The sequence below is a fragment of the Pseudomonas sp. H3_D04 genome (assembly GCF_054669175.1).
The window spans coordinates 1,335,749-1,357,438 of sequence record NZ_CP162801.1; the positions used below are offsets into that span (position 1 = coordinate 1,335,749).

The window sequence follows — 21,690 nt, forward strand, 5'->3', positions numbered from 1 at the left end:
TATGCCTGCTTTTTTGCAGGTGCATGGCTTGGCCTGCGAAGTCGATGTCGGGTCCCTCAGCCCTTGCGCCAATTCAGAATCACCAGCGTCAACACCCCCGCGACAATCCCCCAGAACGCCGACCCAATGGAAAACAGCGTCAGCCCCGACGCCGTGACCATAAAGGTAATCAACGCCGCCTCCCGCTCTTTCACTTCGGTCATGGCAATGCTCAGGCCATTGATGATCGAGCCGAACAGTGCCAGCGCCGCAATCGACAGCACCAGCTCTTTAGGCAGCGCCGCGAACAACGCTGCCAGCGTTGCGCCGAACACCCCGGCAATCCCGTAGAAAATCCCGCACCAGACCGCAGCCGTGTAGCGCTTGTTGCGATCCTCATGGGCATGCGGCCCGGTGCAGATCGCCGCGCTGATGGCTGCCAGGTTGATCCCGTGGGAGCCGAAAGGCGCCAGCAGCAGCGAGGCGATGCCGGTGGTGGTGATCAATGGCGAGGCGGGCACGGTGTAGCCGTCGGCGCGCAATACCGCGATGCCGGGCATGTTCTGCGAAGTCATCGCCACCACAAACAACGGAATACCGATGCTGATGGTCGCGGCCAGGGAGAAGTGCGGCGTGGTCCAGACCGGCGTCGCCACTTCCAGATGGAAACCGCTGAAGTCCAGCAGCCCCATGAACCCGGACAGCGCCGTGCCGATCAGCAACGCTGCGAGCACCGCGTAGCGAGGCGACAGGCGCTTGACTATCAGATAAGTGAAGAACATCCCCAGCACCAGCCCGGTGCGATGCTGCGCGGCGACGAAGATTTCACTGCCAATCTTGAACAGAATCCCCGCCAGCAGGGCGGCGGCCAATGATGCCGGAATCTTTCTCACCAGCCGTTCGAAGCTGCCGGTCAGGCCGCAAATCGTCACCAGCACCGCGCACGTGATGTAGGCACCGATGGCCTCGCCGTAACTCACGCCGCCCAGGCTGGTGATCAGCAACGCCGCGCCGGGGGTCGACCAGGCGATGGTGATCGGCGTGCGATAACGCAGGGACAGGCCGATCGAGCACACCGCCATGCCAATCGAGATCGCCCAGATCCACGACGAAATCTGCCCGCTGGTCAGGCCCGCCGCTTGTCCGGCTTGAAACATCAGGACCAGGGAGCTGGTGTAGCCGGTCATCATCGCGATGAAGCCGGCGACAATCGCCGACGGTGACGTATCGGCCAAGGGGCGAAGCTGCGTGTGCGTGGCGTCGTTCATGACAGCGGTGTTCCTTGTTCTGGTAAAAATGCCGAAACGCCGCCGACCCCCGTGCAGGAGCGAGGCTTGCCCGCGAAGGCGTCGTACCGGTCGACATCAAAGTTGAATGATAGGACGCCTTCGCGGGCAAGCCTCGCTCCTACAAGGGATTATGTGGAAGCGGCGAATTCCGGGATCAAGCCTAAACTCAAAAGTAACCAACCGTTGCGATACAGCAGAAGCGACAAACAGCCGTACAGTCGTGTTGCCACCATCCATTGTGTACAATCGCGCTGTTTATTACGCGATACTTGCCAGCGACCCACTGTGCCGTATTACAGTCACGGTCAATTCGCCGCAGTTCTCCCGACTCGAGTGCCCATGAACGAACAGTTGCAGCCCCTAAAGAAACAACCGCGAGCAGGCAAAGCCGGCCGCAGCGGTACCCAGGACGATATTGTCTACGCGCATATCTTCGAGGCCATCCTCGAACAGCGTCTGGCGCCCGGCACCAAGTTGAGCGAAGAAGCGCTGGGGGAAATTTTCGGGGTCAGTCGCACCATCATTCGCCGTGCACTGTCGCGCCTGGCTCATGAAGGCGTCGTGCTGCTGCGTCCGAACCGTGGCGCCGTGGTTGCCAGCCCCAGTGTTGAAGAGGCCCGTCAGGTGTTCCTGGCGCGGCGTCTGGTGGAGCGGGCGATCACTGAACTGGCGGTTCAACACGCGACTGCCGAGCAGATTGCCGAGTTGCGGCAAATGGTCAACGATGAGCGCGACAGCTTCTCCCGTGGCGATCGCGGTGCCGGCATCCGCCTGTCGGGCGAGTTTCACCTGAAGCTGGCGGAAGCGGCGAAGAATGCGCCGCTGATCAGCTTCCAGCGCAGCCTGGTGTCCCAGACGTCGTTGATCATCGCCCAGTACGAAAGCGGAAACCGCTCCCACTGTTCTTACGACGAGCACACCCAACTGATCGACGCCATCGAAGCGCGCAACGGTGAGTTGGCGGTGAACCTGATGATGCATCACATGGATCACATCGACAGCAAACTCAACCTCGACGAGGAAAGCGCGTCGGATGATTTGCATGCGGTGTTCTCGCATTTATTGCAGACCAAAAAGCCAGGGCGGCCAGCGGTCAAGCTCTGAAAGATCGAGGTGCGGCCTTCGCGGGCAAGCCTCGCTCCTACAAGGGCTTCGCGTTAAACCTGTAGGAGCGAGGCTTGCCCGCGAAGGCGGCTTCAAAAGCAAAAAAATCCCCCGCAACCATCGATTGCGGGGGATTTTTTATGCCCGGAATAGCTTAGCGCTGATGCACCTGATTCCCCGCCGCATAGGTCTGCAGCACAGTCCGGTCATCCCCCAGCGTCATCAATACAAACAACGTCTCGGCAATGTTATTGGCCTGCTTCAAGCGATAGCTCAGCAGCGGCGTGGCGTTGTAGTCCAGCACCAGGAAGTCCGCGTCGGTGCCCGGATTCAGCGTGCCGATCTTGTCTTCCAGGCGCAGCGCACGCGCACCGCCCAGGGTCGCCAGGTACAGCGATTTGAACGGACTCAGGCGCGCACCTTGCAGCTGCATGACCTTGTAGGCTTCGTTCAACGTTTGCAGCAGCGAGAAACTGGTGCCGCCGCCCACGTCGGTGCCCAGGCCGACATTGAGTTTGTGCTTCTCGGCCATCGGCAAATTGAACAGGCCGCTGCCGAGGAAGAAGTTCGAGGTCGGGCAGAAAGCAATCGCCGAACCCGTCTGCGCCAGCCGCGCGCACTCGTCATCGCACAGGTGCACGCCGTGGGCGAATACCGAGCGCTCGCCGAGCAATTGGTAGTGGTCGTAAACGTCGAGGTAGCCCTTGCGCTCGGGGAACAGTTCCTTGACCCACTCGATTTCCTTGAGGTTTTCGCTGATGTGGGTCTGCATGTACAGGTCGGGGTACTCGCTGAGCAACTGGCCGGCGAGGGTCAGTTGTTCCGGGGTGCTGGTGGGGGCGAAGCGCGGGGTCACCGCGTAATGCAGGCGGCCCTTGCCATGCCAGCGCTCAATCAGCGCCTTGCTTTCCACGTAGCTGGATTCGGCGGTATCGGTCAGGTAGTCCGGGGCGTTGCGGTCCATCATCACCTTGCCGGCGATCATCCGCAGGTCCAGCTGCTCGGCGGCTTCAAAAAACGAGTTCACCGATTGCGGGTGGACGCTGCCGAACACCAGCGCCGTGGTGGTGCCGTTACGCAGCAGTTCCTTGATGAAAATGTCCGCGACTTCATCAGCGTGAGTCTTGTCAGCGAACTGGCTTTCACACGGGAAGGTGTAAGTGTTGAGCCAGTCCAGCAGCTGCTCGCCGTAAGCGCCGACCATGCCGGTTTGCGGTAAATGAATGTGAGTGTCGATGAAACCCGGGGTGATCAGCGCGTCCTGGTAATGAGTGATCTCGATATCGGCGGGCAGGGTCGGCAGCAAGTCGCTGGCGTGACCAAGGGCGCTTATCTGGCCGTTATCGACCACCAGCAGGCCGTCTTCGAAATACTCATACGAGGCTTCGATGCCCACTTCGGCGGGGTCGGCGATGCTGTGCAGGATGGCGGCGCGGTAGGCTTTGCGAGTCAGAGGCATGAGCTTTCTCAGTGGGAGGCTTGGCTGCGGCGTGATGCAGGCAGCAGTTTGGCGATCGATGATCCGGCGCGGGCAGTTTGCTGGCCGAAACTGGCGTTATAGGTGGCGATGATTTCGCCGGCGATGGAGATGGCGATTTCCACAGGCAACTTGCCTTTGACTTCGCCGATGCCCATCGGGCAGCGCATGCGTTGCAGCACGGCGCTGTCGAAACCACGGTCCCGCAGGCGGTGTTCGAACTTCACCCGTTTGGTCTTCGAACCGATCAGGCCGAAGTAGGCGAAGTCGTTGCGCTTGAGGATCGCGGCGGTGAGTTCGAGATCGAGCTGGTGGTTGTGGGTCATGACGATGCAGTAGCTGCCGGCGGGCAGATTGTCGATTTCATCCACCGGTTCTTCGGCGACGATTTTGCGCACGCCGTGGGGGATCTGCTCGGGGAATTCCGCTTCCCGCGAATCGATCCAGCGCACCCGGCAGGGCAGGCTGGCGAGCAGCGGCACCAGCGCCCGGCCGACATGGCCGGCGCCGAACACAGCGATTTGCGCCTGGACCTGGCCCATCGGTTCGAACAGCAACACGGTCACGCCGCCGCAGCACTGGCCGAGGCTGGCGCCGAGGCTGAAGCGCTCCAGGTGCGTGTCCTGCTTGCCGCTGGCCAGCATCTCGCGGCCGATCTGCATGGCCTTGTATTCCAGGTGCCCGCCACCGATGGTGTCGTAGGCCTGGGTGGCGCTGATGACCATTTTCGATCCGGCATTGCGCGGCGTCGAGCCGAGCTCTTCGATGATGGTCACCAGCACGCAGGGTTCACCCTGGGATTGCAGGTCGGCGAGGGCGTCGATCCAGTTGTACATGTTTCACCTCGACATCTCTGTTGTCTGTTCGGGACTCTTCGCGGGCAAGCCCGCTCCCACAGGGGAATGCGATCAACTGTGGGAGCGAGCCTGCTCGCGAAGGGCGCGCCTCGGTCTAGAGCGAAGCCAACGCCGGCTCTGCCTCGACGGCCTTCGCCGCCTTCAGCTGCCGCATCTGTTCACAGCCCCACAACACCCGCTCCGGAGTCGCCGGTGCGTCGATTTTCGGTTGATGCTTGTAGTCGCCCAGACTCGCCACGGCGTCCTTGATCGCACACCACGATGCGATACCCAGCATGAACGGCGGCTCACCCACAGCCTTGGAATGGAACACCGTGTCTTCCGGGTTCTTGCGGTTTTCCACCAGCTTCACCCGAAGGTCCAGCGGCATGTCGGCCACGGCCGGGATCTTGTAGCTGGCCGGGCCGTTGGTCATCAGTTTGCCTTTGTTGTTCCACACCAGTTCTTCCATGGTCAGCCAGCCCATGCCCTGGATGAAACCGCCCTCGACCTGGCCGATGTCGATGGCCGGGTTCAGCGAGTCGCCGACGTCGTGGAGGATGTCGGTGCGCAGCATTTTGTACTCGCCGGTCAGGGTGTCGATGATCACCTCGCAACAGGCTGCACCGAAGGCGTAGTAATAGAACGGTCGACCACGGGCCTGACTGCGGTCGTAGAAGATTTTCGGGGTCTTGTAGAAGCCGGTGCTCGACAGCGACACCTGGGCGAAATACGCCTGCTGGATCAGCGCTTCGAAGGTCAGGATGTGATCACGAACCCGCACGTGACCGTTGTGGAACTCCACGTCTTCTTCGCTGACCTTGTACTGCCGGGCGGCAAATTCGATCAGGCGTTTCTTGATGATTTCCGCGGCGTTCTGTGCGGCTTTACCGTTGAGGTCGGCACCGCTGGAGGCAGCGGTCGGCGAGGTGTTCGGCACCTTGTCGGTGTTGGTCGCGGTGATCTGCACGCGGTCCATTTCCACCTGGAACACTTCGGCTACGACTTGCGCCACCTTGGTGTTCAAACCCTGGCCCATTTCCGTGCCGCCATGGTTCAGGTGGATGCTGCCATCGGTGTAGACGTGGATCAGCGCACCGGCCTGGTTGAGGAAGCTGGCGGTGAAGGAAATGCCGAATTTCACCGGGGTCAGCGCCAGGCCTTTTTTCAGGATCGGGCTGTTGGCGTTGTAGCGACGAATCGCTTCGCGGCGTTCGGCGTACTGGCTGCTTTCTTCCAGTTCGGCGGTCATTTCCTCGAGCATGTTGTGCTCGACGGTCTGGTAGTAATGGGTGACGTTGCGCTCAGTCTTGCCGTAGTAGTTGGCCTTGCGCACTGCCAGCGGATCGAGGCCCAGATGGCGGGCAATCGCGTCCATCACTTCTTCGATGGCGACCATGCCTTGCGGGCCACCGAAGCCACGGTATGCGGTGTTCGACGCGGTGTTGGTCTTGCAGCGGTGACCGTTGATGGTCGCATCGCCCAGGTAGTACGAGTTGTCGGCATGGAACATCGCGCGGTCGACAATCGACGCCGAGAGGTCCGGCGAGCAACCGCAGTTGCCGGCCAGTTCCAGGGCGATGCCGTGCAGGCGACCGGTGCTGTCGAAGCCGACGTCGTACTCGACGTAGAACGGGTGACGCTTGCCGGTCATCAACATGTCTTCGACCCGCGGCAGGCGCATCTTGGTCGGCTGGCCGGTGAGGTGGGCGATGACTGCGCACAGGCACGCCGGGCTCGCAGCCTGGGTTTCCTTGCCGCCGAAACCACCGCCCATGCGGCGCATGTCGACGACGATTTTGTTCATCGACACATCCAGCACTTCAGCCACCAGTTTCTGCACTTCGGTGGGGTTCTGGGTCGAGCAGTAGACGATCATCCCGCCGTCTTCGGTCGGCATCACCGACGAGATCTGGGTTTCGAGGTAGAAGTGTTCCTGGCCGCCGATGTGCAGCGTGCCTTGAATGCGGTGTTCGGCAGTCGCCAATGCGCCGGCCGAATCGCCGCGCTGATGGGTGTGGCTGTCGAGCACAAAGTGGCGTTTGCGCAGGGCTTCGACCACGTCCAGCACCGGCTCGAGATCTTCGTATTCGATGATCGCCGCCATGGCGGCTTTGCGTGCGGTTTCCAGGTCTTTTGCGGCAACGGCCAGTACGGGTTGACCGACGAATTGCACATCGTCGATGGCCAGCAATGGATCGCCCGGCAGCAATGGGCCGATGTCTTTCAGGCCTGGCACATCTTTGTGGGTGATGGCGATGCGCACGCCTTCAAAGGCGTAGCAGGGCTTGGTGTCGATGCTAATGATTTTCGCGTGGGCGCGGTCCGACAGGCGGGCGTAAACGTGCAGCTGGTTCGGAAATTCCAGACGGTCGTCGATGTACTGCGCTTCCCCGGACACATGTTTGGCGGCGCTGTCGTGCTTGACGCTGCGGCCGACACCGGTGGTCAGGTCCTTGGCGAACAGTTCAGCCAGTTCGGCCTGGGTCTTCTCTACGGCGTGATGGTTAGACATAAGCGGTCACCCGAGTCTCGATGTGCGGCGTTTGCAGTTCGATGAAGTATTTGCGCAGCAGGTTCTGCGCGCTGAGCAGGCGATATTCCTTGCTGGCGCGGAAGTCCGAGAGCGGCGTGAAATCTTCGGCCAGTGCGGCGCAGGCGCGTTCGACGGTGGCGTGATTGAACGGCGCGCCGAGCAATACGGTTTCGCAGTGATTCGCACGTTTCGGAATCGCGGCCATGCCGCCGAACGCCACGCGGGCGTCGGCGATCACGCCGTTGTCGATGCGCAGGTTGAACGCGGCGCAAACGGCGGAAATATCATCGTCCAGACGTTTCGACACTTTGTAGGCGCGGAACAATTGTTCCGCGCTGGCACGCGGCACGATGATCTTCTCGATGAACTCGCTTTCCTGGCGCGCGGTGACGCGGTAATCGATGAAGTAATCTTCCAGCGCCAGGGTGCGACGGGTTTCGCCTTTGCACAAAACGATCTGCGCCCCCAAGGCAATCAGCAGCGGTGGCGAGTCTCCAATCGGCGAGGCGTTGCCGATGTTGCCGCCGAGGGTGCCCTGGTTGCGGATCTGCAAGGAGGCGAAGCGTTGCAGCAATTCGCCGAAGTCCGGGTATTCGGCTTTCAAGGCTTCGTAGCAATCGGAGAGGGCGGTGGCGGCGCCGATTTCCAGACGATCATCGAAGCGCTCGATGCGCTTCATTTCGGCGACGTTGCCGACGTAGATCATCACCGGCAACGTGCGATGGAATTGGGTGACTTCCAATGCCAGATCCGTACCGCCGGCCAGCAGCCGGGCCTGTGGATAAGCATCGTAGAGGTCGGCCAGATCGGCCACGGTCAGCGGCACCAGGCAGCGCTTGTCGCCACTGTTGAGTTCGCCGATATCGGTAGGGGCGATGGCTTTCAGGCGGGCGATGGTATCGGCTTCGCGCGCATCGAACTGATCCGCTTGCTTGCCGCAGCAGGATTGTTCGGCGGCGGCCAGAATCGGCCGATAGCCGGTGCAGCGGCAGAGGTTGCCGGCCAGCGCTTCGTGGGCCTTGTGGGCGTCGGGCTGATCGCTGTTCTTTTGCAGCGCGAACAGCGACATCACGAAGCCCGGGGTGCAGAAGCCGCATTGCGAGCCGTGGCACTCGACCATGGCTTTCTGCACGCTGTGAAGCTCGCCCTGGTGCTTGAGGTCTTCGACGCTGATCAGTTGTTTACCGTGCAATGACGACACGAACGTCAGGCACGAGTTGAGGCTGCGATAGCGAATGTATTCGCGGCCATCGTCATCCGTTTGCAGCTCGCCGACCACCACGGTACAGGCGCCGCAGTCACCGCTGGCGCAGCCTTCTTTGGTGCCGGGTTTGCCCACATGGTCGCGCAGATAATTGAGCACGGTCAGGTTTGGGTCCAGGGCGTGCTCGCTACGGAGTTCCTGGTTAAGTAAAAACTGGATCACGGAAGGCCTCGCAGACTCATTATTGTTGTTAACCGACTTGGACCGAATTTATCAGGTCTGACTTTGCGGTCAATGATTTTCTGACTTAAAGGTCAGGAAACGCCATTTTGTCGATCAACGACTCGTTCCTTCATTATTGACCCTCGCGGGTTAGCCTGCTTTTTGCTTGATTCGTGCCAAAAACCGCTGAGTGGGCACTCCGCCATGACCCTTCATGTGCGCTACACTGCGCCGCTTGTGCAGATCGAAGAGTTTGAAGGACAACCATGACGTTCAAGGCGCCGGACAGCCTCGCCGAGCAAATTGCTCACCACCTCGCCGAACGCATCATTCGTGGCGAAATGAAGCCCGGGGAGCGCATCCAGGAACAGAAGGTCACGCTGGCCCTCAATGTCAGCCGCGGTTCGGTCCGCGAAGCCTTGCTGATCCTCGAGCGCCGCCACCTGATCGCGATCCTGCCGCGCCGCGGTGCCCACGTTACCGAACTCACCGCACACAAGGTGCAGAGCCTGTGCACGCTGATGAGCGAGCTGTACATCTTGCTCGGCAACGCCGTCGCCAAAGGCTGGCAGGTCCAGTCTGACATGGCGCCGTTCGTGCAGATCCAGCAGCGCCTGGCCGCCAGCTATGAGCGTCAGGACATCCGCACCTTCGTCGACGACAGCTTCAATGTGATGCGCGCCGCGTACCCGTTTGCCAACAATCCGTACTTGCAGGAAACCGTCGAGAACCTGCAACCGGCGATGAGCCGTGCGTACTTCCTCGCCCTGGACCAGCGCAAGGCGTCGATGAGCGAGTTCCTGGAGTTGTTCGAACGTTTGCTGGCCGCCGTGCTGGCCCGTGACTTTCCGCTGATCCGCGAAGTGCTGACGGCCTATGCCCAGCGCAGTTGCGATCTGGTGGTTTCTGCCCTGACGGACGCTTAAGCGTGCGGCTCAAGTGCATAAAACTGGCCGGGTTCAAATCCTTCGTCGACCCGACCACCGTGAACTTCCCCAGCAACATGGCGGCCGTGGTAGGGCCCAATGGCTGCGGCAAGTCGAACATCATCGACGCCGTTCGCTGGGTGATGGGCGAAAGTTCGGCGAAGAACCTCCGTGGCGAGTCGATGACCGACGTCATCTTCAACGGTTCGACCAGCCGTAAGCCCGTGAGTCAGGCGAGTATCGAGCTGGTGTTCGATAACTCCGACGGCACGCTGCTTGGCGAATACGCCGCCTATGCGGAAATTTCCATTCGCCGCAAAGTGACCCGCGACAGCCAGACCACCTACTACCTCAACGGCACCAAATGCCGTCGTCGCGATATCACCGACATCTTTCTGGGCACAGGCCTGGGCCCGCGCAGCTATTCGATCATCGAGCAGGGGATGATCTCCAAGCTGATCGAGTCCAAGCCCGAAGACCTGCGCAACTTCATCGAAGAAGCGGCGGGCATCTCCAAGTACAAGGAGCGTCGGCGCGAGACCGAAAACCGTATCCGTCGCACCCATGAAAACCTGGCCCGCCTGACCGATTTGCGTGAAGAACTCGAGCGTCAGCTTGAGCGTTTGCATCGCCAGGCCGAGGCCGCTAAGAAGTATCAGGAATACAAAGGCGAGGAGCGTCAGCTCAAGGCCCAGCTGTCAGCCCTGCGCTGGCAGGCTTTGAACGAACAGGTCGGGCAGCGCGAAGCAGTCATTGGCAATCAGGAAGTCACGTTCGAAGCGTTGGTCGCTGAACAGCGCAACGCCGATGCGGCCATCGAGCGCTTGCGTGACGGGCACCATGATCTGTCCGAGCGCTTCAATCTGGTGCAGGGACGCTTCTATTCGGTCGGCGGCGACATCGCCCGGGTCGAGCAGAGCATCCAGCACGGTCAGCAGCGTTTGCGGCAGTTGCAGGATGATCTTAAAGAAGCCGAGCGTGCGCGACTGGAAACCGAATCTCACCTCGGCCACGACCGCACCTTGCTGCTGACCCTGGGTGAAGAGCTGGACATGCTCACGCCGGAGCAGGAAGTCACCAGCGCCGCCGCCGAAGAAGCCGCCGCTGCGCTGGAAGAATCCGAAACCACCATGCACGGCTGGCAGGAGCAGTGGGACACCTTCAACCTCACGGCCGCCGAGCCGCGTCGCCAGTCCGAGGTTCAGCAGTCACGCATTCAGCAACTCGAAACCAGCATGGAGCGTCTGGCCGATCGCCAGAAGCGACTTGGCGAAGAGCGCGCGTTGCTCTCGGCGGACCCGGAAGATGCGGCGATCATGGAGCTCAGCGAGCAACTGGCTGCGAGCGAAGCGACGCTTGAAGATTTACAGGCCAGCGAAGAGGCTCAGGTCGAACGCCTTGAGCAACTGCGTCAGGAATTGCAATTAGCGCTGCAAAATCAGCAGCAGGCCCAGGGTGATTTGCAGCGCCTCAACGGTCGCCTTGCGTCCCTTGAAGCCTTGCAGCAAGCCGCGCTCGATCCGGGCACCGGCACCGCGCAATGGCTGCGCGAACAGCACCTGGCGGACCGCCCGCGTCTGGCCGAAGGACTGAAAGTCGAGGCGGGTTGGGAGCTGGCGGTGGAAACCGTGCTCGGTGCCGACCTCCAGGCGGTGCTGGTGGACGACTTCGGCGATTTCGATCTGGCCGGTTTTGCCCAAGGCGATTTGCGTTTGCTCAGCCCGGCCAGTGATGGCGTGCGCGTACCGGGCAGCCTGCTTGACAAGGTTGAAGCGCAGATCGATCTGTCGCCCTGGCTGGGACAGGTCAAACCGGTTGAGAATCTTGAGCAAGCGTTGGCCCTGCGCAGTCAGCTAAGTGTCGGCCAGAGCTTGATCAGTCGCGACGGCTATTGGGTTGGCCGACACTTTCTACGTGTTCGCCGGGCCAGCGAAGCGGAAAGCGGCGTGCTCGCCCGTGGGCAGGAAATCCAGCGTCTGAGCATCGAGCGCGAAGAGCGCGAGGCCACGGTCGAAACCCTGGAAACCCAACTTCAGACGCTCAGGGCGCAGCAGCGCCAGCAGGAAAACGGTCGCGAACATTTGCGCCGTTTGCTGCAAGACGAAGCGCGTCAGCAAGGCGAATTGAAAGCTCAGTTGTCGGCCGGCAAGGCCAAGGTTGAGCAGCTGACGTTGCGTCGAACCCGCCTCGATGAAGAACTCACCGAGCTGGCCGAGCAACGGGCGCTGGAGCACGAAAACATCGGCGAAGCGCGCCTGCAATTGCAGGATGCCCTCGACGCCATGGCGCTGGACACCGAGCAGCGCGAGTTGCTGCTGGCCCAGCGCGACAGCTTGCGCGAGCGACTCGATCGCGTGCGTCAGGAAGCCCGGCAACACAAGGATCACGCCCATCAGTTGGCGGTACGCCTCGGCTCGCTCAAGGCGCAACATGACTCGACGCGTCAGGCGCTGGAACGCCTGGAGATGCAGTCCGAGCGCCTGACCGAGAAACGCGAACAGCTGAGCCTCAATCTGGAGGAGGGCGAGGCACCGCTGGAAGAGCTGCGCCTGAAACTCGAAGAGTTGCTCGATAAGCGCATGACGGTCGACGAAGAAATGAAGTCGGCTCAGATCGCTCTGGAAGACGCTGACCGTGAATTGCGTGATGCGGAAAAACGACGCAGCCAGGCCGAGCAGCAATCGCAGTTGATCCGTGGCCAGATGGAAACCCAGCGCATGGAATGGCAGGCCCTGACCGTGCGACGCAAGACCCTCGAAGATCAGTTGCTTGAGGATGGCTACGACCTGCATGGCGTGCTCGCCACGCTGACCGCCGAGGCCAGCGAGAAAGACGCTGAAGAAGAACTCGAACGCATTGCCGCGCGCATTCAGCGCCTCGGTGCGATCAACCTGGCGGCCATCGACGAATACCAGCAACAATCCGAGCGTAAACGTTATCTGGATGCGCAGAACGACGATCTGGTGGAAGCGCTGGACACTCTGGAAAACGTGATTCGCAAGATCGACAAGGAAACCCGAAACCGCTTCAAAGATACCTTTGATCAGATCAATGGCGGATTACAGGCCCTTTTCCCAAAAGTTTTCGGTGGAGGGCGCGCGTATTTGGAACTGACGGGCGAAGATCTACTCGATACAGGGGTAACGATCATGGCGCAGCCGCCAGGAAAGAAGAACAGCACCATCCATTTGCTCTCCGGTGGCGAAAAAGCCCTGACCGCATTGGCCCTGGTTTTTGCGATCTTCAAGTTGAATCCGGCACCGTTCTGCATGCTCGATGAAGTTGACGCGCCGCTGGACGACGCGAACGTTGGACGCTACGCACGGTTGGTCAAAGAGATGTCGCAGACGGTTCAGTTCATCTACATCACCCACAACAAGATCGCCATGGAAATGGCCGATCAACTGATGGGGGTAACGATGCACGAACCGGGTTGTTCGCGTCTGGTGGCAGTGGATGTCGAGGAGGCGATGGCGATGGTGGAGGCCTGAGCCGGTGCCTGTAGGGCAAGTATTTTTGGTCTGTAGGACTTTTTTACCTGTCTTGACTTGCTGGCCAATCGACATATTCGCGCGAGCCATTGTGACAGACGGTGTAAAGTTGCCTTTGGTCGTGCTAGTTTAATGTCAATTTTTCGTATACGTGGGCAAAACGCCTGTCAGAACATAGAGTTGGCGCCACGTTTTAAAGCGGTTTGCGAGTTGTAAACCCCTTATTTTTCAGCATTTTTTATAGAGGCACGGGATTACATGGAAATCGGTCTGCGCGAGTGGCTGATCGTCATCGGCATTATTGTCATTGCCGGTATTCTTTTCGATGGCTGGCGTCGCATGCGCGGCGGCAAGGGAAAACTGAAATTCCGTCTTGACCGAAGTTTGTCCAACCTGCCGGACGAGGACACCAGCGCCGAGCTGTTGGGCCCGCCCCGCGTGCTGGACACGCATAAGGAACCGCAACTGGACGAGCATGATCTGCCGTCGGTGAGCATGCCTGCCCGTGAACCGCGTGAATCGGGTTCCAAGCGCGGCAAGCGTGGCCATGGCGAGCCTTCCCAGGGCGACATGAACCTCAGCCTGGACCTGGACGGCGGCCCGAGCTTCAGCAGCCGTGACGACGACTTCCCGGATGACACCAAGTCCTCGCCGTCGGTCAGCGACAAGGAACAACCGCAAGCCGAAGAAGTGCTGGTGATCAGCGTGATCTGCCGTGACGCTGCCGGCTTCAAGGGCCCGGCGTTGTTGCAGAACATTCTGGAGAGCGGTCTGCGTTTCGGCGAAATGGATATTTTCCACCGTCACGAGAGCATGGCCGGCAACGGTGAGGTGTTGTTCTCCATGGCCAATGCGGTCAAGCCGGGCGTCTTCGATCTGGACGACATCGACCACTTCAGCACGCCGGCGGTGAGCTTCTTCCTCGGTCTGCCAGGCCCGCGTCATCCGAAGCAAGCCTTCGACGTGATGGTGGCCGCGGCGCGCAAATTGTCCCAGGAGCTGAACGGCGAACTGAAAGACGACCAGCGCAGCGTGCTGACCGCCCAGACGATCGAGCATTACCGTCAGCGCATCGTCGAATTCGAACGTCGCGCCCTGACTCAGAAACGTTGATTCAAAAGGTTGTCCCCGCGCGGTGCGCGGGACGATCAGCAAAATAGATTGAGCAGCCTCGGCTGCTCTTTTGCTTTATGAGAGAACACCCATGACCGCCGCCAAAACCCGCATTCTCGAGCTGCGCGCTGAGCTGGATCAGCACAACTACCGTTACCACGTGCTGGACGAGCCGAGCGTTCCGGACGTCGAATACGATCGTTTGTTCCATGAACTCAAGGCCCTTGAAGCCGCCCATCCCGAGCTGGTCACCAGCGACTCGCCGACCCAGCGCGTCGGCAGCGCGGCGCTGTCGGCGTTCACCCAGGTACGCCACGAAGTGCCGATGCTCAGCCTCGGCAACGCCTTCGAAGAAAGCGACATGCGCGAGTTCGATCGCCGGGTAACGGAAGGTCTCGACTTGCCGGCCGGCGACCTGTTTGGCGGCGGCGCGGCGGTGGAATACAGCTGCGAACCCAAGCTCGATGGCCTGGCGGTCAGCCTGCTTTATCAGGATGGTATGTTGGTGCGCGGTGCGACGCGCGGCGACGGCACCACCGGCGAAGACATCAGCGTCAACGTGCGCACCGTGCGCAACATCCCGCTGAAGCTACAGGGAACCGGCTGGCCGGCGACCCTGGAAGTGCGCGGCGAAGTGTTCATGTCCAAGGCCGGTTTCGAGCGCCTGAACGCCACGCAGCTGGAGGTCGGCGGCAAGACCTTCGCCAACCCGCGCAACGCGGCGGCGGGCAGCTTGCGGCAGCTGGATTCGAAGATCACCGCCAACCGTCCGCTGGAGTTCTGCTGCTACGGTATCGGCCAGATTTCGGCGGATATCGCCGATACGCACATCGGTAATCTCAAGCAGCTGCAGACCTGGGGCCTGCCGATCAGTCGCGAGCTGAAACTGGCGCACGGCATTGATGAATGCCTGGATTACTACCGCGACATCGGTGAGCGCCGCAACGGCCTGGCCTATGAAATCGATGGCGTGGTGTTCAAGGTCAACAGCATCGCGTCCCAGCGTGAGCTCGGTTTTCGCGCGCGCGAACCGCGTTGGGCAATTGCCCACAAATTCCCGGCCATGGAAGAGCTCACCGAACTGCTCGACGTCGAATTCCAGGTCGGCCGCACCGGTGCCGTTACGCCCGTGGCGCGCTTGAGGCCGGTCAAGGTCGCCGGTGTCACCGTGGCCAATGCGACGTTGCACAACATGGACGAAGTGGCTCGCCTGGGCCTGATGATCGGCGACACCGTGATCATCCGCCGCGCGGGCGACGTGATTCCGCAAGTGGTGCAAGTGATCATGGATCGCCGCCCGGACGACGCGCGTCCGGTACAGATTCCGCAGCAGTGCCCGGTGTGCGGCTCGCATGTCGAGCGCACGCAGCTGGTCAAGCGCAGCAAGGGTCGCGAGACCGTCAGCGAAGGGGCGGTTTACCGCTGTGTCGGTCGTCTGGCCTGCGGTGCGCAACTCAAGCAGGCGATCATTCACTTCGTCTCCCGTCGTGCGATGGACATTGAAGGCCTGGGCGACAAGAGCGTTGAGCAATTGGTCGATGAGGGGCTGGTGAGTTCTCCCGCCGATCTGTATGCCTTGAAGTTCGAGGACATTGTCGATCTCGAAGGCTTTGCCGAGCTGTCGAGCAATAAACTGCTCGCCGCGATCAAGGACAGCAAGACACCGAGCCTGGCACGGTTCATCTATGCCCTCGGTATTCCTGACGTCGGCGAAGAGACGGCCAAGGTCCTGGCGCGCTCTCTCGGCTCACTGGAGCGGGTTCAGCAGGCGTTGCCGCAAGTGCTCACGTACTTGCCGGATGTCGGCCTGGAAGTGGCTCACGAGATTCACAGCTTCTTTGAAGATGCGCATAACCAGCAGGTTATTGCGAAGTTGCTCGAGCACGGCCTGCAGATTCAGGATCAGGGCGAGCTGGGGGCCGAATTTGCTGCCAGCACGACGCTGGGCGGTTTCCTCGACAAGCTGAACATTCCGTCGGTCGGGCCGGGCGGGGCGCAGAAGCTGGCGGACAAGTTTGGTTCGCTGGAATCGGTCATGAACGCCGATTGGCTGGACATGCGCCAGGCCTTGCCGGAGAAGCAGGCGAATTCGGTTCGAGCGTTTTTCGCGGTTGCTGAAAACCGTCAGATAGCTGAGGCGGCTGAACAGCAGTTGCGTGATTTCGGCATGCATTGGCAGAGCGAGAAAAAAGTCGTCGAAGGCCTGCCGCTGGCTGGGCAGACCTGGGTGCTGACCGGTTCGCTGGAATTGATGAGCCGTGATATCGCCAAGGACAAACTCGAAAGCCTCGGGGCCAAGGTGGCCGGTTCGGTGTCGGCCAAGACCCATTGCGTGGTGGCCGGGCCGGGTGCCGGTTCGAAGTTGGCCAAGGCCAATGAATTGGGACTGAAAGTGCTCGATGAAGAGGCGTTTGTCGATTTCCTGAAAAAACACGGCATCTCTGTCTGACACCCAACCTGTGGCGAGGGAGCTTGCTCCCGTTCGACTGCGCAGCAGTCGCCAAGACTTCGGGCAGCGCTTCGCAGCCGAGCGGGAGCAAGCTCCCTCGCCACAGAAAACGGAACGATCCTCGCTGGGGAATGATCTAGTCTTGGCAAGCCCCAGGGAGAGATCGCCATGTACCGCTTCTTCGAACAGCTCAGCTCACGCATCGCCGCGCCCTTCATGGGTGGAAGTTCGCGCAACAGCAAGGTCTGGCAGTGCCGCTGCGGGCAGTCGCTTTTCTTTCGCAACAGCCAGTGCCTGGCCTGTTCGGCAGCCTTGGGCTATCAGCCGGAGCAGAGTCGCCTGTCCTCGCTGCAGCCGGGTGTGCTGGCGGATACCTGGTTGCTTGACGCCGACCCCGAAGCCGGCCTGTTCCGGCGCTGCGCCAACCTCGATTCCCCGGCGGCGTGTAATTGGCTGCTGGCCGCCAATGACCATGATTCGCTGTGCATCGCCTGTAGCCTGAATCGCACCATCCCTGACCTCTCAATTGCCGAAAACCACGAACGCTGGCGTCAGGTCGAAACCGCCAAGCGGCGTCTGGTCGCGCAGTTGATCAGCCTGGGATTGCAGGTGATTCCCAAAAGCGTCGACGAACAGACCGGTCTCGCCTTCGATTTCATCGGTGTTGACCTGGAAGGCAAACCGCCGACCACGGGGCACGCCAATGGCCTGATCACCCTCGATATCAAGGAGGCCGATGACGCCCACCGCGAAAAGGTCCGGGTGCAAATGCACGAGCCTTATCGCACGCTGCTCGGGCATTTTCGTCATGAAGTCGGGCATTACTACTGGGACCGGCTGATCGCCAAGAGTCATTGGCTGGAACCGTTTCGCAGCCTGTTCGGCGACGAGCGTCTCAGCTACGCCGACGCCCTCGAACGCCATTATCAGCAAGGCGCACCGCTCGACTGGCAGCAGCAATGTGTCAGCGCCTACGCCACCATGCATCCATGGGAAGATTGGGCGGAAACCTGGGCGCATTACCTGCACATGATGGACGCGGTGGACACGGCGCTGGGGTTTGGCATGAGCGCGCGCGAGATGGATTTCGACTACCAGCCATTCCCGCTCGACACGCTCTACGATCCACAGCATCCCGGCGGCGCGGCGTTCCTGTCGTTCGTCAACGCATGGATCGAACTGGCCGGCATGCTCAACGAGCTGTCGCGGAGCATGGGGCAGCCGGATTTCTATCCGTTTGTGCTGCCGCCAGCGGTTATCGCCAAACTGCACTTCATCCATCTGGTGATCCAGCAGGAGGGCGGCAGGGCGGATGAGGTGTTGCAAGACCTGTAGCCGCCTGCATTCACTTGCAGCAGCCTCGCAAGCTCGACAGCTGCTACATGACTACGGTGTTCTGCAGACTTTGCATGTCCTTGAACCAACACATATTTTTTAATCCCCCCGAACGGTTGTAACTTCGTCCCAGATAGGTACAATGGCGCGGCTCGCTGTCAGGTGAGCGTCGTTATGGTGACCCCATCGGTCCCCCCGCAACGATTACCCGTGAACCTGGTCAGATCCGGAAGGAAGCAGCCACAGCGGGAACATTGTGTGCCGGGGTGTGGCTGGTGGGGTTGCCTCCATAACGCACCGCGAGCCCTCTCTCGCGTTTTCTGTCTGAAAATACTTAGTGTGTGTTGCTGCCATGGCCCTTGATCCAGGCGGTTTTTTGTCGTTCCTGATTTTTAGAATGAATATAAAAAAGGAGGCCGATGTGTCGTATCAGACACGTCGGCCTCCTTTTTCATTTCCACCACTAAGGCTTGGACAAGGCCTGGTCAACCGCTGCGATCAGCTTTCCCAGATCCTTCGGGGTGGCTTTATGGATGACACCGAACAGATACGCCCGCTGTTCATCTTCATCACCCATATCGGCGAAAAAGGCTTTCAGCTTTACGTCCAGCACGTCGGCAAGCAAGAACAAGGCTTCGACGCTGGGGGTATAGGTTCCGGTTTCAAAGCGGCTGATGGTTTTGGGGTCAAAACCGGTTTTTTCGCCGAGTTCAGCCTGAGTAAGCCCCGCGACCTTGCGGTAGCGTCGGATGGCCGGACCCAAACTTGAAATTTGCATCGCTCAATTCCCATTTAGAATCAAGAACTTAACGATAGATTTTCGCATTAGACAACCGCATGATCCATCACCTTGCTTTGCAAAATGTGATGCGTTTCGTAGAATCGCCGCCAATAAGGGGTGATTGGTGATCTGTTTCCAGAAAATGGGCAACGCCAAACCGCCAGCATTGCGCTCCTTTGCCGGCCTTGCACGAGGTTTTTGAGACTAGCCGATCTTCGGTTCTGCGCGGTCATCAAATGCGGGTCATGGAGTGAACACGTGTTTGCGCAGTCCCACCGCTAGCGACAGCGAGCCTGATTCATGGATGAGAAATACCGCAGGGCCGTGGATGCCGCCGCCATTTTTTCCGAGACGGACCTGAGTGGCCGGATCACCCACGTCAATGATCAGTTCTGCGCCGTGTCCGGTTATAGCCGCGACGAGTTGCTCGGGCAGAACCACCGTCTCCTCAACTCCGGCGTGCACACCGCTGATTTCTTCGCCGGTATGTGGCGCACCATCGCGCTGGGCAACGTCTGGAAGGGCGAAATCTGCAATCGCGCCAAGGATGGCAGTCTGTACTGGGTCGAAAGCACCATGGTGCCCGTGCTCAATGACGACACCGGACGGGTCGACCGATACCTGTCGATTCGTTTCGACATCAGCGAAAAACGCCAGTTGTTGCATTCCCTGCAATGGCGGGTCGGGCACGACGTGCTGACCGGGCTGCCCAATCGCGCGTTCCTCTCGGATCTGCTGGATCAGGCGCTGGAGTTCTCCCGAAAGGAAAACATCCCGCTCGCCGTGTGCATGCTCGACCTTGACGGGTTCAAGGCGGTCAACGACGGCTACGGTCACGCCAGTGGCGATCAATTATTGGTTGAAGTGGCCAAGCGTTTGCGCCACATCGTGCGTGGCGAAGATGTCGTGGCGCGGCTGGCCGGCGACGAGTTCGTGCTGGTGTTGCGTTACGTGCGGGATCTGCCGGAGTTGCGCGCGGCGCTGAACCGGGTGCTGGGGGCGATTTCGGCGCCGTATACCTTGCACGGCAAGGACATCAATGTGTTCGCCAGCATCGGCGTTACGCTGTTCCCACTCGACCATGAAGATGCTGAAACCCTGCTGCGTCACGCCGATCAAGCCATGTACGTGGCCAAGCAGCGCGGGCGCAACCGATTCCATCTGTTCGACGTGTCCAGGGATCAGGAAGTCAAGGCCACTCACCAGACGGTCGAGCGCGTGCGCCAGGCGCTGGCCGCCGATGAGTTGCGTCTGCATTTCCAGCCCAAGGTCAACATGCGCCTTGGCGTGGTGGTCGGCTTCGAGGCGCTGTTGCGCTGGGAACACCCGCAAAACGGCATGGTGCCGGCCCGGGAGTTTTTGCCGTTTGTGGAAGAGACGGACCTGATCGTCGACATCGGTGAATGGGTGATGGATCAGGTGCTGACGCAGTTGCACCACTGGCAGCAGGCGGGGCAGGGCTGGCCGATCAGCATTAATATCGCGGCACGGCATTTTCAGCGCGCGGATTTCGTCGACCGGCTCAGGCACGTCCTCGCCCGGCATGCCGACATTGCGCCGCAGATGCTCGACCTGGAAATCGTCGAGTCGGTGGCGGTCGAGAATATCCAGCACGTCAGCGACTGTTTGCAGGCCTGTCAGGCGCTGGGGGTGCAGTTTTCACTGGGCGACTTCGGCACTGGCTATTCGTCGCTGAGCTACCTCAAGCGATTGCGCACCCAAACCATCAAGATCGATAAGTCGTTTGTGCGTGACATTCTGGACGATCGCGATGACCTGGCGCTGGCCACGGCGGTGATCGGTCTGGCCCGGGCGTTTGGCCGGCAGGTGATTGCTGAAGGACTGCAAAGTATCGAGCACGGTGAGTTGCTGTTGCGACTGGGGTGTGAAGTGGCTCAAGGCTATTTCATCGCCCGGCCAATGCCCCCCGCCGACGTGCCGGGTTGGGTCGCGGGGTTCGTCGCGCCGCCGCAATGGCAAGCGCTGGATCAGGTTGGCTGAAGTTCTGTAATCGACACTTATCCCCTTTAGGAGCGAGCCTGCTCGCGATAGCAATCTGGCAGTCGCCATCAGTGTTGAATGGCAAACCGCAATCGCGAGCAGGCTCGCTTCCACGGGGTTCGTGTTGATCAGAAGATTTGCTTAAAGTGTGCCAGGCCCCGAACCGATATAAAGCCGGATAATGTCATCAATCTCCCCCGACATTTTCATCCGCAGCAACGTGCGCAGTATGCGTTGCACCGGCACCTTGGGGTCGTTGCGCACGTAGCAGCCGACGCTCTGTTCTTCCAGCACCGCCACGCCTTTGAGTTGCTTGTCGGGTAACAGGCGCTGATTGAACCAGTCCAGTGTCCATTGATTGCTCACGGCGTAGCGATAGCGCCCGGCGTGGAGTTTTTCCAGCACTTGTTCCTGGTTGCGCGCGTCTTCGCGGCGCAAACGGTCGGCATTGAACAGCGGTTGCAAGGTGGGGTAGGAGTAGCCGAGCACGGTGCCGATGGCTTGCCGCGACAAGTTCGCAGGCACCACCAAAGGCTGCGGATCCTGCCGGCTGATCAGCATGTCGCGCTGAAACCAGAGGGGAATGCTCCAGAGGTAGTCGCCGGACTGATTCGGCAGCCAGGACTGCGCGGCATAGCAGCGGATATCGACCTCGCCGTGTTCCATGGCGCTTTGCACCCGCGCCCGGGGCAACACATGAAATTCGGCCGGCAAGCCGACCTGGGTCGCCAGGCTGAGCATCACGTCATACAGGATGCCCTGGGTCACTTGCCCGCGTTCCAGTTGCACCATCGGCATCGCCCAACTGTCGGGCACCACAAAACGCAGCGGCGCTTCGGCGGCGGCGACGCTCAGACTTATCCACAGCAGTGCCCCCAAGGCAAAACGCATAAACGCTCCGGTACGTCGCAAACCTGAGCCGATAAAAGCCCCCCAAAGTGCATCTT

14 protein-coding genes and 1 other RNA gene are annotated in these 21,690 nt (G+C 60.5%); 8 read left to right on the top strand and 7 right to left on the bottom strand.

Annotated elements, in window-relative coordinates:
• Window positions 1-56: 56 nt before the first annotated feature.
• Window positions 57-1,247: a benzoate/H(+) symporter BenE family transporter gene (locus AB4N91_RS06390; protein WP_010456476.1), complete on the bottom strand. Its 1,191-nt coding sequence runs from the start codon at window positions 1,245-1,247 to the stop codon at window positions 57-59.
• Window positions 1,248-1,607: 360 nt separating this feature from the next.
• Here AB4N91_RS06390 and AB4N91_RS06395 point away from each other — a divergent pair, with 360 nt between their 5' ends.
• On the top strand, window positions 1,608-2,372 hold the full coding sequence (locus AB4N91_RS06395; RefSeq protein WP_010456474.1) for a GntR family transcriptional regulator: 765 nt from the start codon (window positions 1,608-1,610) through the stop codon (window positions 2,370-2,372).
• A 154-nt stretch (window positions 2,373-2,526) separates the two neighbouring features.
• Here AB4N91_RS06395 and guaD read toward each other — a convergent pair whose 3' ends face one another.
• From guaD to xdhA, 4 genes are all read right to left on the bottom strand, one after another.
• Entirely contained in the window at window positions 2,527-3,831 is a 1,305-nt protein-coding gene (gene guaD, locus AB4N91_RS06400) for a guanine deaminase (RefSeq protein WP_010456473.1), read from the bottom strand.
• 8 nt (window positions 3,832-3,839) lie between these two features.
• Window positions 3,840-4,685: a xanthine dehydrogenase accessory protein XdhC gene (gene xdhC / locus AB4N91_RS06405; protein WP_010456471.1), complete on the bottom strand. Its 846-nt coding sequence runs from the start codon at window positions 4,683-4,685 to the stop codon at window positions 3,840-3,842.
• A gap of 115 nt (window positions 4,686-4,800) precedes the next feature.
• A complete protein-coding gene (gene xdhB, locus AB4N91_RS06410; RefSeq protein ID WP_077748204.1) occupies window positions 4,801-7,200 on the bottom strand; it encodes a xanthine dehydrogenase molybdopterin binding subunit in 2,400 nt (799 codons plus the stop codon).
• A complete protein-coding gene (gene xdhA / locus AB4N91_RS06415; RefSeq protein WP_460112192.1) occupies window positions 7,193-8,647 on the bottom strand; it encodes a xanthine dehydrogenase small subunit in 1,455 nt (484 codons plus the stop codon). The genes xdhB and xdhA overlap by 8 nt, the downstream gene beginning before the upstream one ends.
• 266 nt (window positions 8,648-8,913) lie before the next feature.
• On the opposite strand from xdhA, the gene AB4N91_RS06420 reads away from it, so the two are divergent.
• From AB4N91_RS06420 to ffs, 6 genes are all read left to right on the top strand, one after another.
• On the top strand, window positions 8,914-9,573 hold the full coding sequence (locus AB4N91_RS06420; protein ID WP_010456464.1) for a GntR family transcriptional regulator: 660 nt from the start codon (window positions 8,914-8,916) through the stop codon (window positions 9,571-9,573).
• Window positions 9,574-9,575: 2 nt separating this feature from the next.
• Window positions 9,576-13,064, top strand: a complete 3,489-nt coding sequence (gene smc, locus AB4N91_RS06425) for a chromosome segregation protein SMC (protein WP_460112193.1) — start codon at window positions 9,576-9,578, stop codon at window positions 13,062-13,064.
• A gap of 258 nt (window positions 13,065-13,322) precedes the next feature.
• Complete coding sequence (gene zipA, locus AB4N91_RS06430; RefSeq protein ID WP_010456461.1) at window positions 13,323-14,177, top strand: cell division protein ZipA; 855 nt, start codon at window positions 13,323-13,325, stop codon at window positions 14,175-14,177.
• 91 nt (window positions 14,178-14,268) lie between these two features.
• The gene (ligA, locus tag AB4N91_RS06435; protein WP_282411499.1) at window positions 14,269-16,626 is read left to right on the top strand and encodes an NAD-dependent DNA ligase LigA; all 2,358 of its coding nucleotides are present in this window, start codon (window positions 14,269-14,271) and stop codon (window positions 16,624-16,626) included.
• Window positions 16,627-16,794: 168 nt separating this feature from the next.
• Window positions 16,795-17,961, top strand: coding sequence for a zinc-binding metallopeptidase family protein (locus AB4N91_RS06440; protein ID WP_460112194.1), 1,167 nt, complete (start codon window positions 16,795-16,797; stop codon window positions 17,959-17,961).
• Window positions 17,962-18,145: 184 nt separating this feature from the next.
• An RNA gene (gene ffs / locus AB4N91_RS06445) (signal recognition particle sRNA small type) lies at window positions 18,146-18,242 on the top strand.
• 182 nt (window positions 18,243-18,424) lie between these two features.
• Here ffs and AB4N91_RS06450 read toward each other — a convergent pair.
• On the bottom strand, window positions 18,425-18,739 hold the full coding sequence (locus AB4N91_RS06450; protein ID WP_010456454.1) for a helix-turn-helix domain-containing protein: 315 nt from the start codon (window positions 18,737-18,739) through the stop codon (window positions 18,425-18,427).
• Window positions 18,740-19,042: 303 nt separating this feature from the next.
• Here AB4N91_RS06450 and AB4N91_RS06455 point away from each other — a divergent pair, with 303 nt between their 5' ends.
• Entirely contained in the window at window positions 19,043-20,743 is a 1,701-nt protein-coding gene (locus AB4N91_RS06455) for a putative bifunctional diguanylate cyclase/phosphodiesterase (protein WP_083376170.1), read from the top strand.
• A 141-nt stretch (window positions 20,744-20,884) separates the two neighbouring features.
• Here AB4N91_RS06455 and AB4N91_RS06460 read toward each other — a convergent pair whose 3' ends face one another.
• The gene (locus tag AB4N91_RS06460; RefSeq protein ID WP_424478891.1) at window positions 20,885-21,634 is read right to left on the bottom strand and encodes a substrate-binding periplasmic protein; all 750 of its coding nucleotides are present in this window, start codon (window positions 21,632-21,634) and stop codon (window positions 20,885-20,887) included.
• Window positions 21,635-21,690 lie beyond the last annotated feature (56 nt).

What these genes read in the sequence shown, in the direction of transcription:
- guaD (WP_010456473.1), bottom strand. Translation starts at nt 3,831, where the DNA reads ATGCCTCTGACTCGCAAAGCCTACCGCGCCGCCATCCTGCACAGCATC.
- ligA (WP_282411499.1), top strand. Translation starts at nt 14,269, where the DNA reads ATGACCGCCGCCAAAACCCGCATTCTCGAGCTGCGCGCTGAGCTGGAT.
- xdhB (WP_077748204.1), bottom strand. Translation starts at nt 7,200, where the DNA reads ATGTCTAACCATCACGCCGTAGAGAAGACCCAGGCCGAACTGGCTGAA.
- AB4N91_RS06440 (WP_460112194.1), top strand. Translation starts at nt 16,795, where the DNA reads ATGTACCGCTTCTTCGAACAGCTCAGCTCACGCATCGCCGCGCCCTTC.
- AB4N91_RS06460 (WP_424478891.1), bottom strand. Translation starts at nt 21,634, where the DNA reads ATGCGTTTTGCCTTGGGGGCACTGCTGTGGATAAGTCTGAGCGTCGCC.
- AB4N91_RS06390 (WP_010456476.1), bottom strand. Translation starts at nt 1,247, where the DNA reads ATGAACGACGCCACGCACACGCAGCTTCGCCCCTTGGCCGATACGTCA.
- AB4N91_RS06420 (WP_010456464.1), top strand. Translation starts at nt 8,914, where the DNA reads ATGACGTTCAAGGCGCCGGACAGCCTCGCCGAGCAAATTGCTCACCAC.
- AB4N91_RS06455 (WP_083376170.1), top strand. Translation starts at nt 19,043, where the DNA reads ATGGATGAGAAATACCGCAGGGCCGTGGATGCCGCCGCCATTTTTTCC.
- zipA (WP_010456461.1), top strand. Translation starts at nt 13,323, where the DNA reads ATGGAAATCGGTCTGCGCGAGTGGCTGATCGTCATCGGCATTATTGTC.
- xdhC (WP_010456471.1), bottom strand. Translation starts at nt 4,685, where the DNA reads ATGTACAACTGGATCGACGCCCTCGCCGACCTGCAATCCCAGGGTGAA.
- AB4N91_RS06450 (WP_010456454.1), bottom strand. Translation starts at nt 18,739, where the DNA reads ATGCAAATTTCAAGTTTGGGTCCGGCCATCCGACGCTACCGCAAGGTC.
- AB4N91_RS06395 (WP_010456474.1), top strand. Translation starts at nt 1,608, where the DNA reads ATGAACGAACAGTTGCAGCCCCTAAAGAAACAACCGCGAGCAGGCAAA.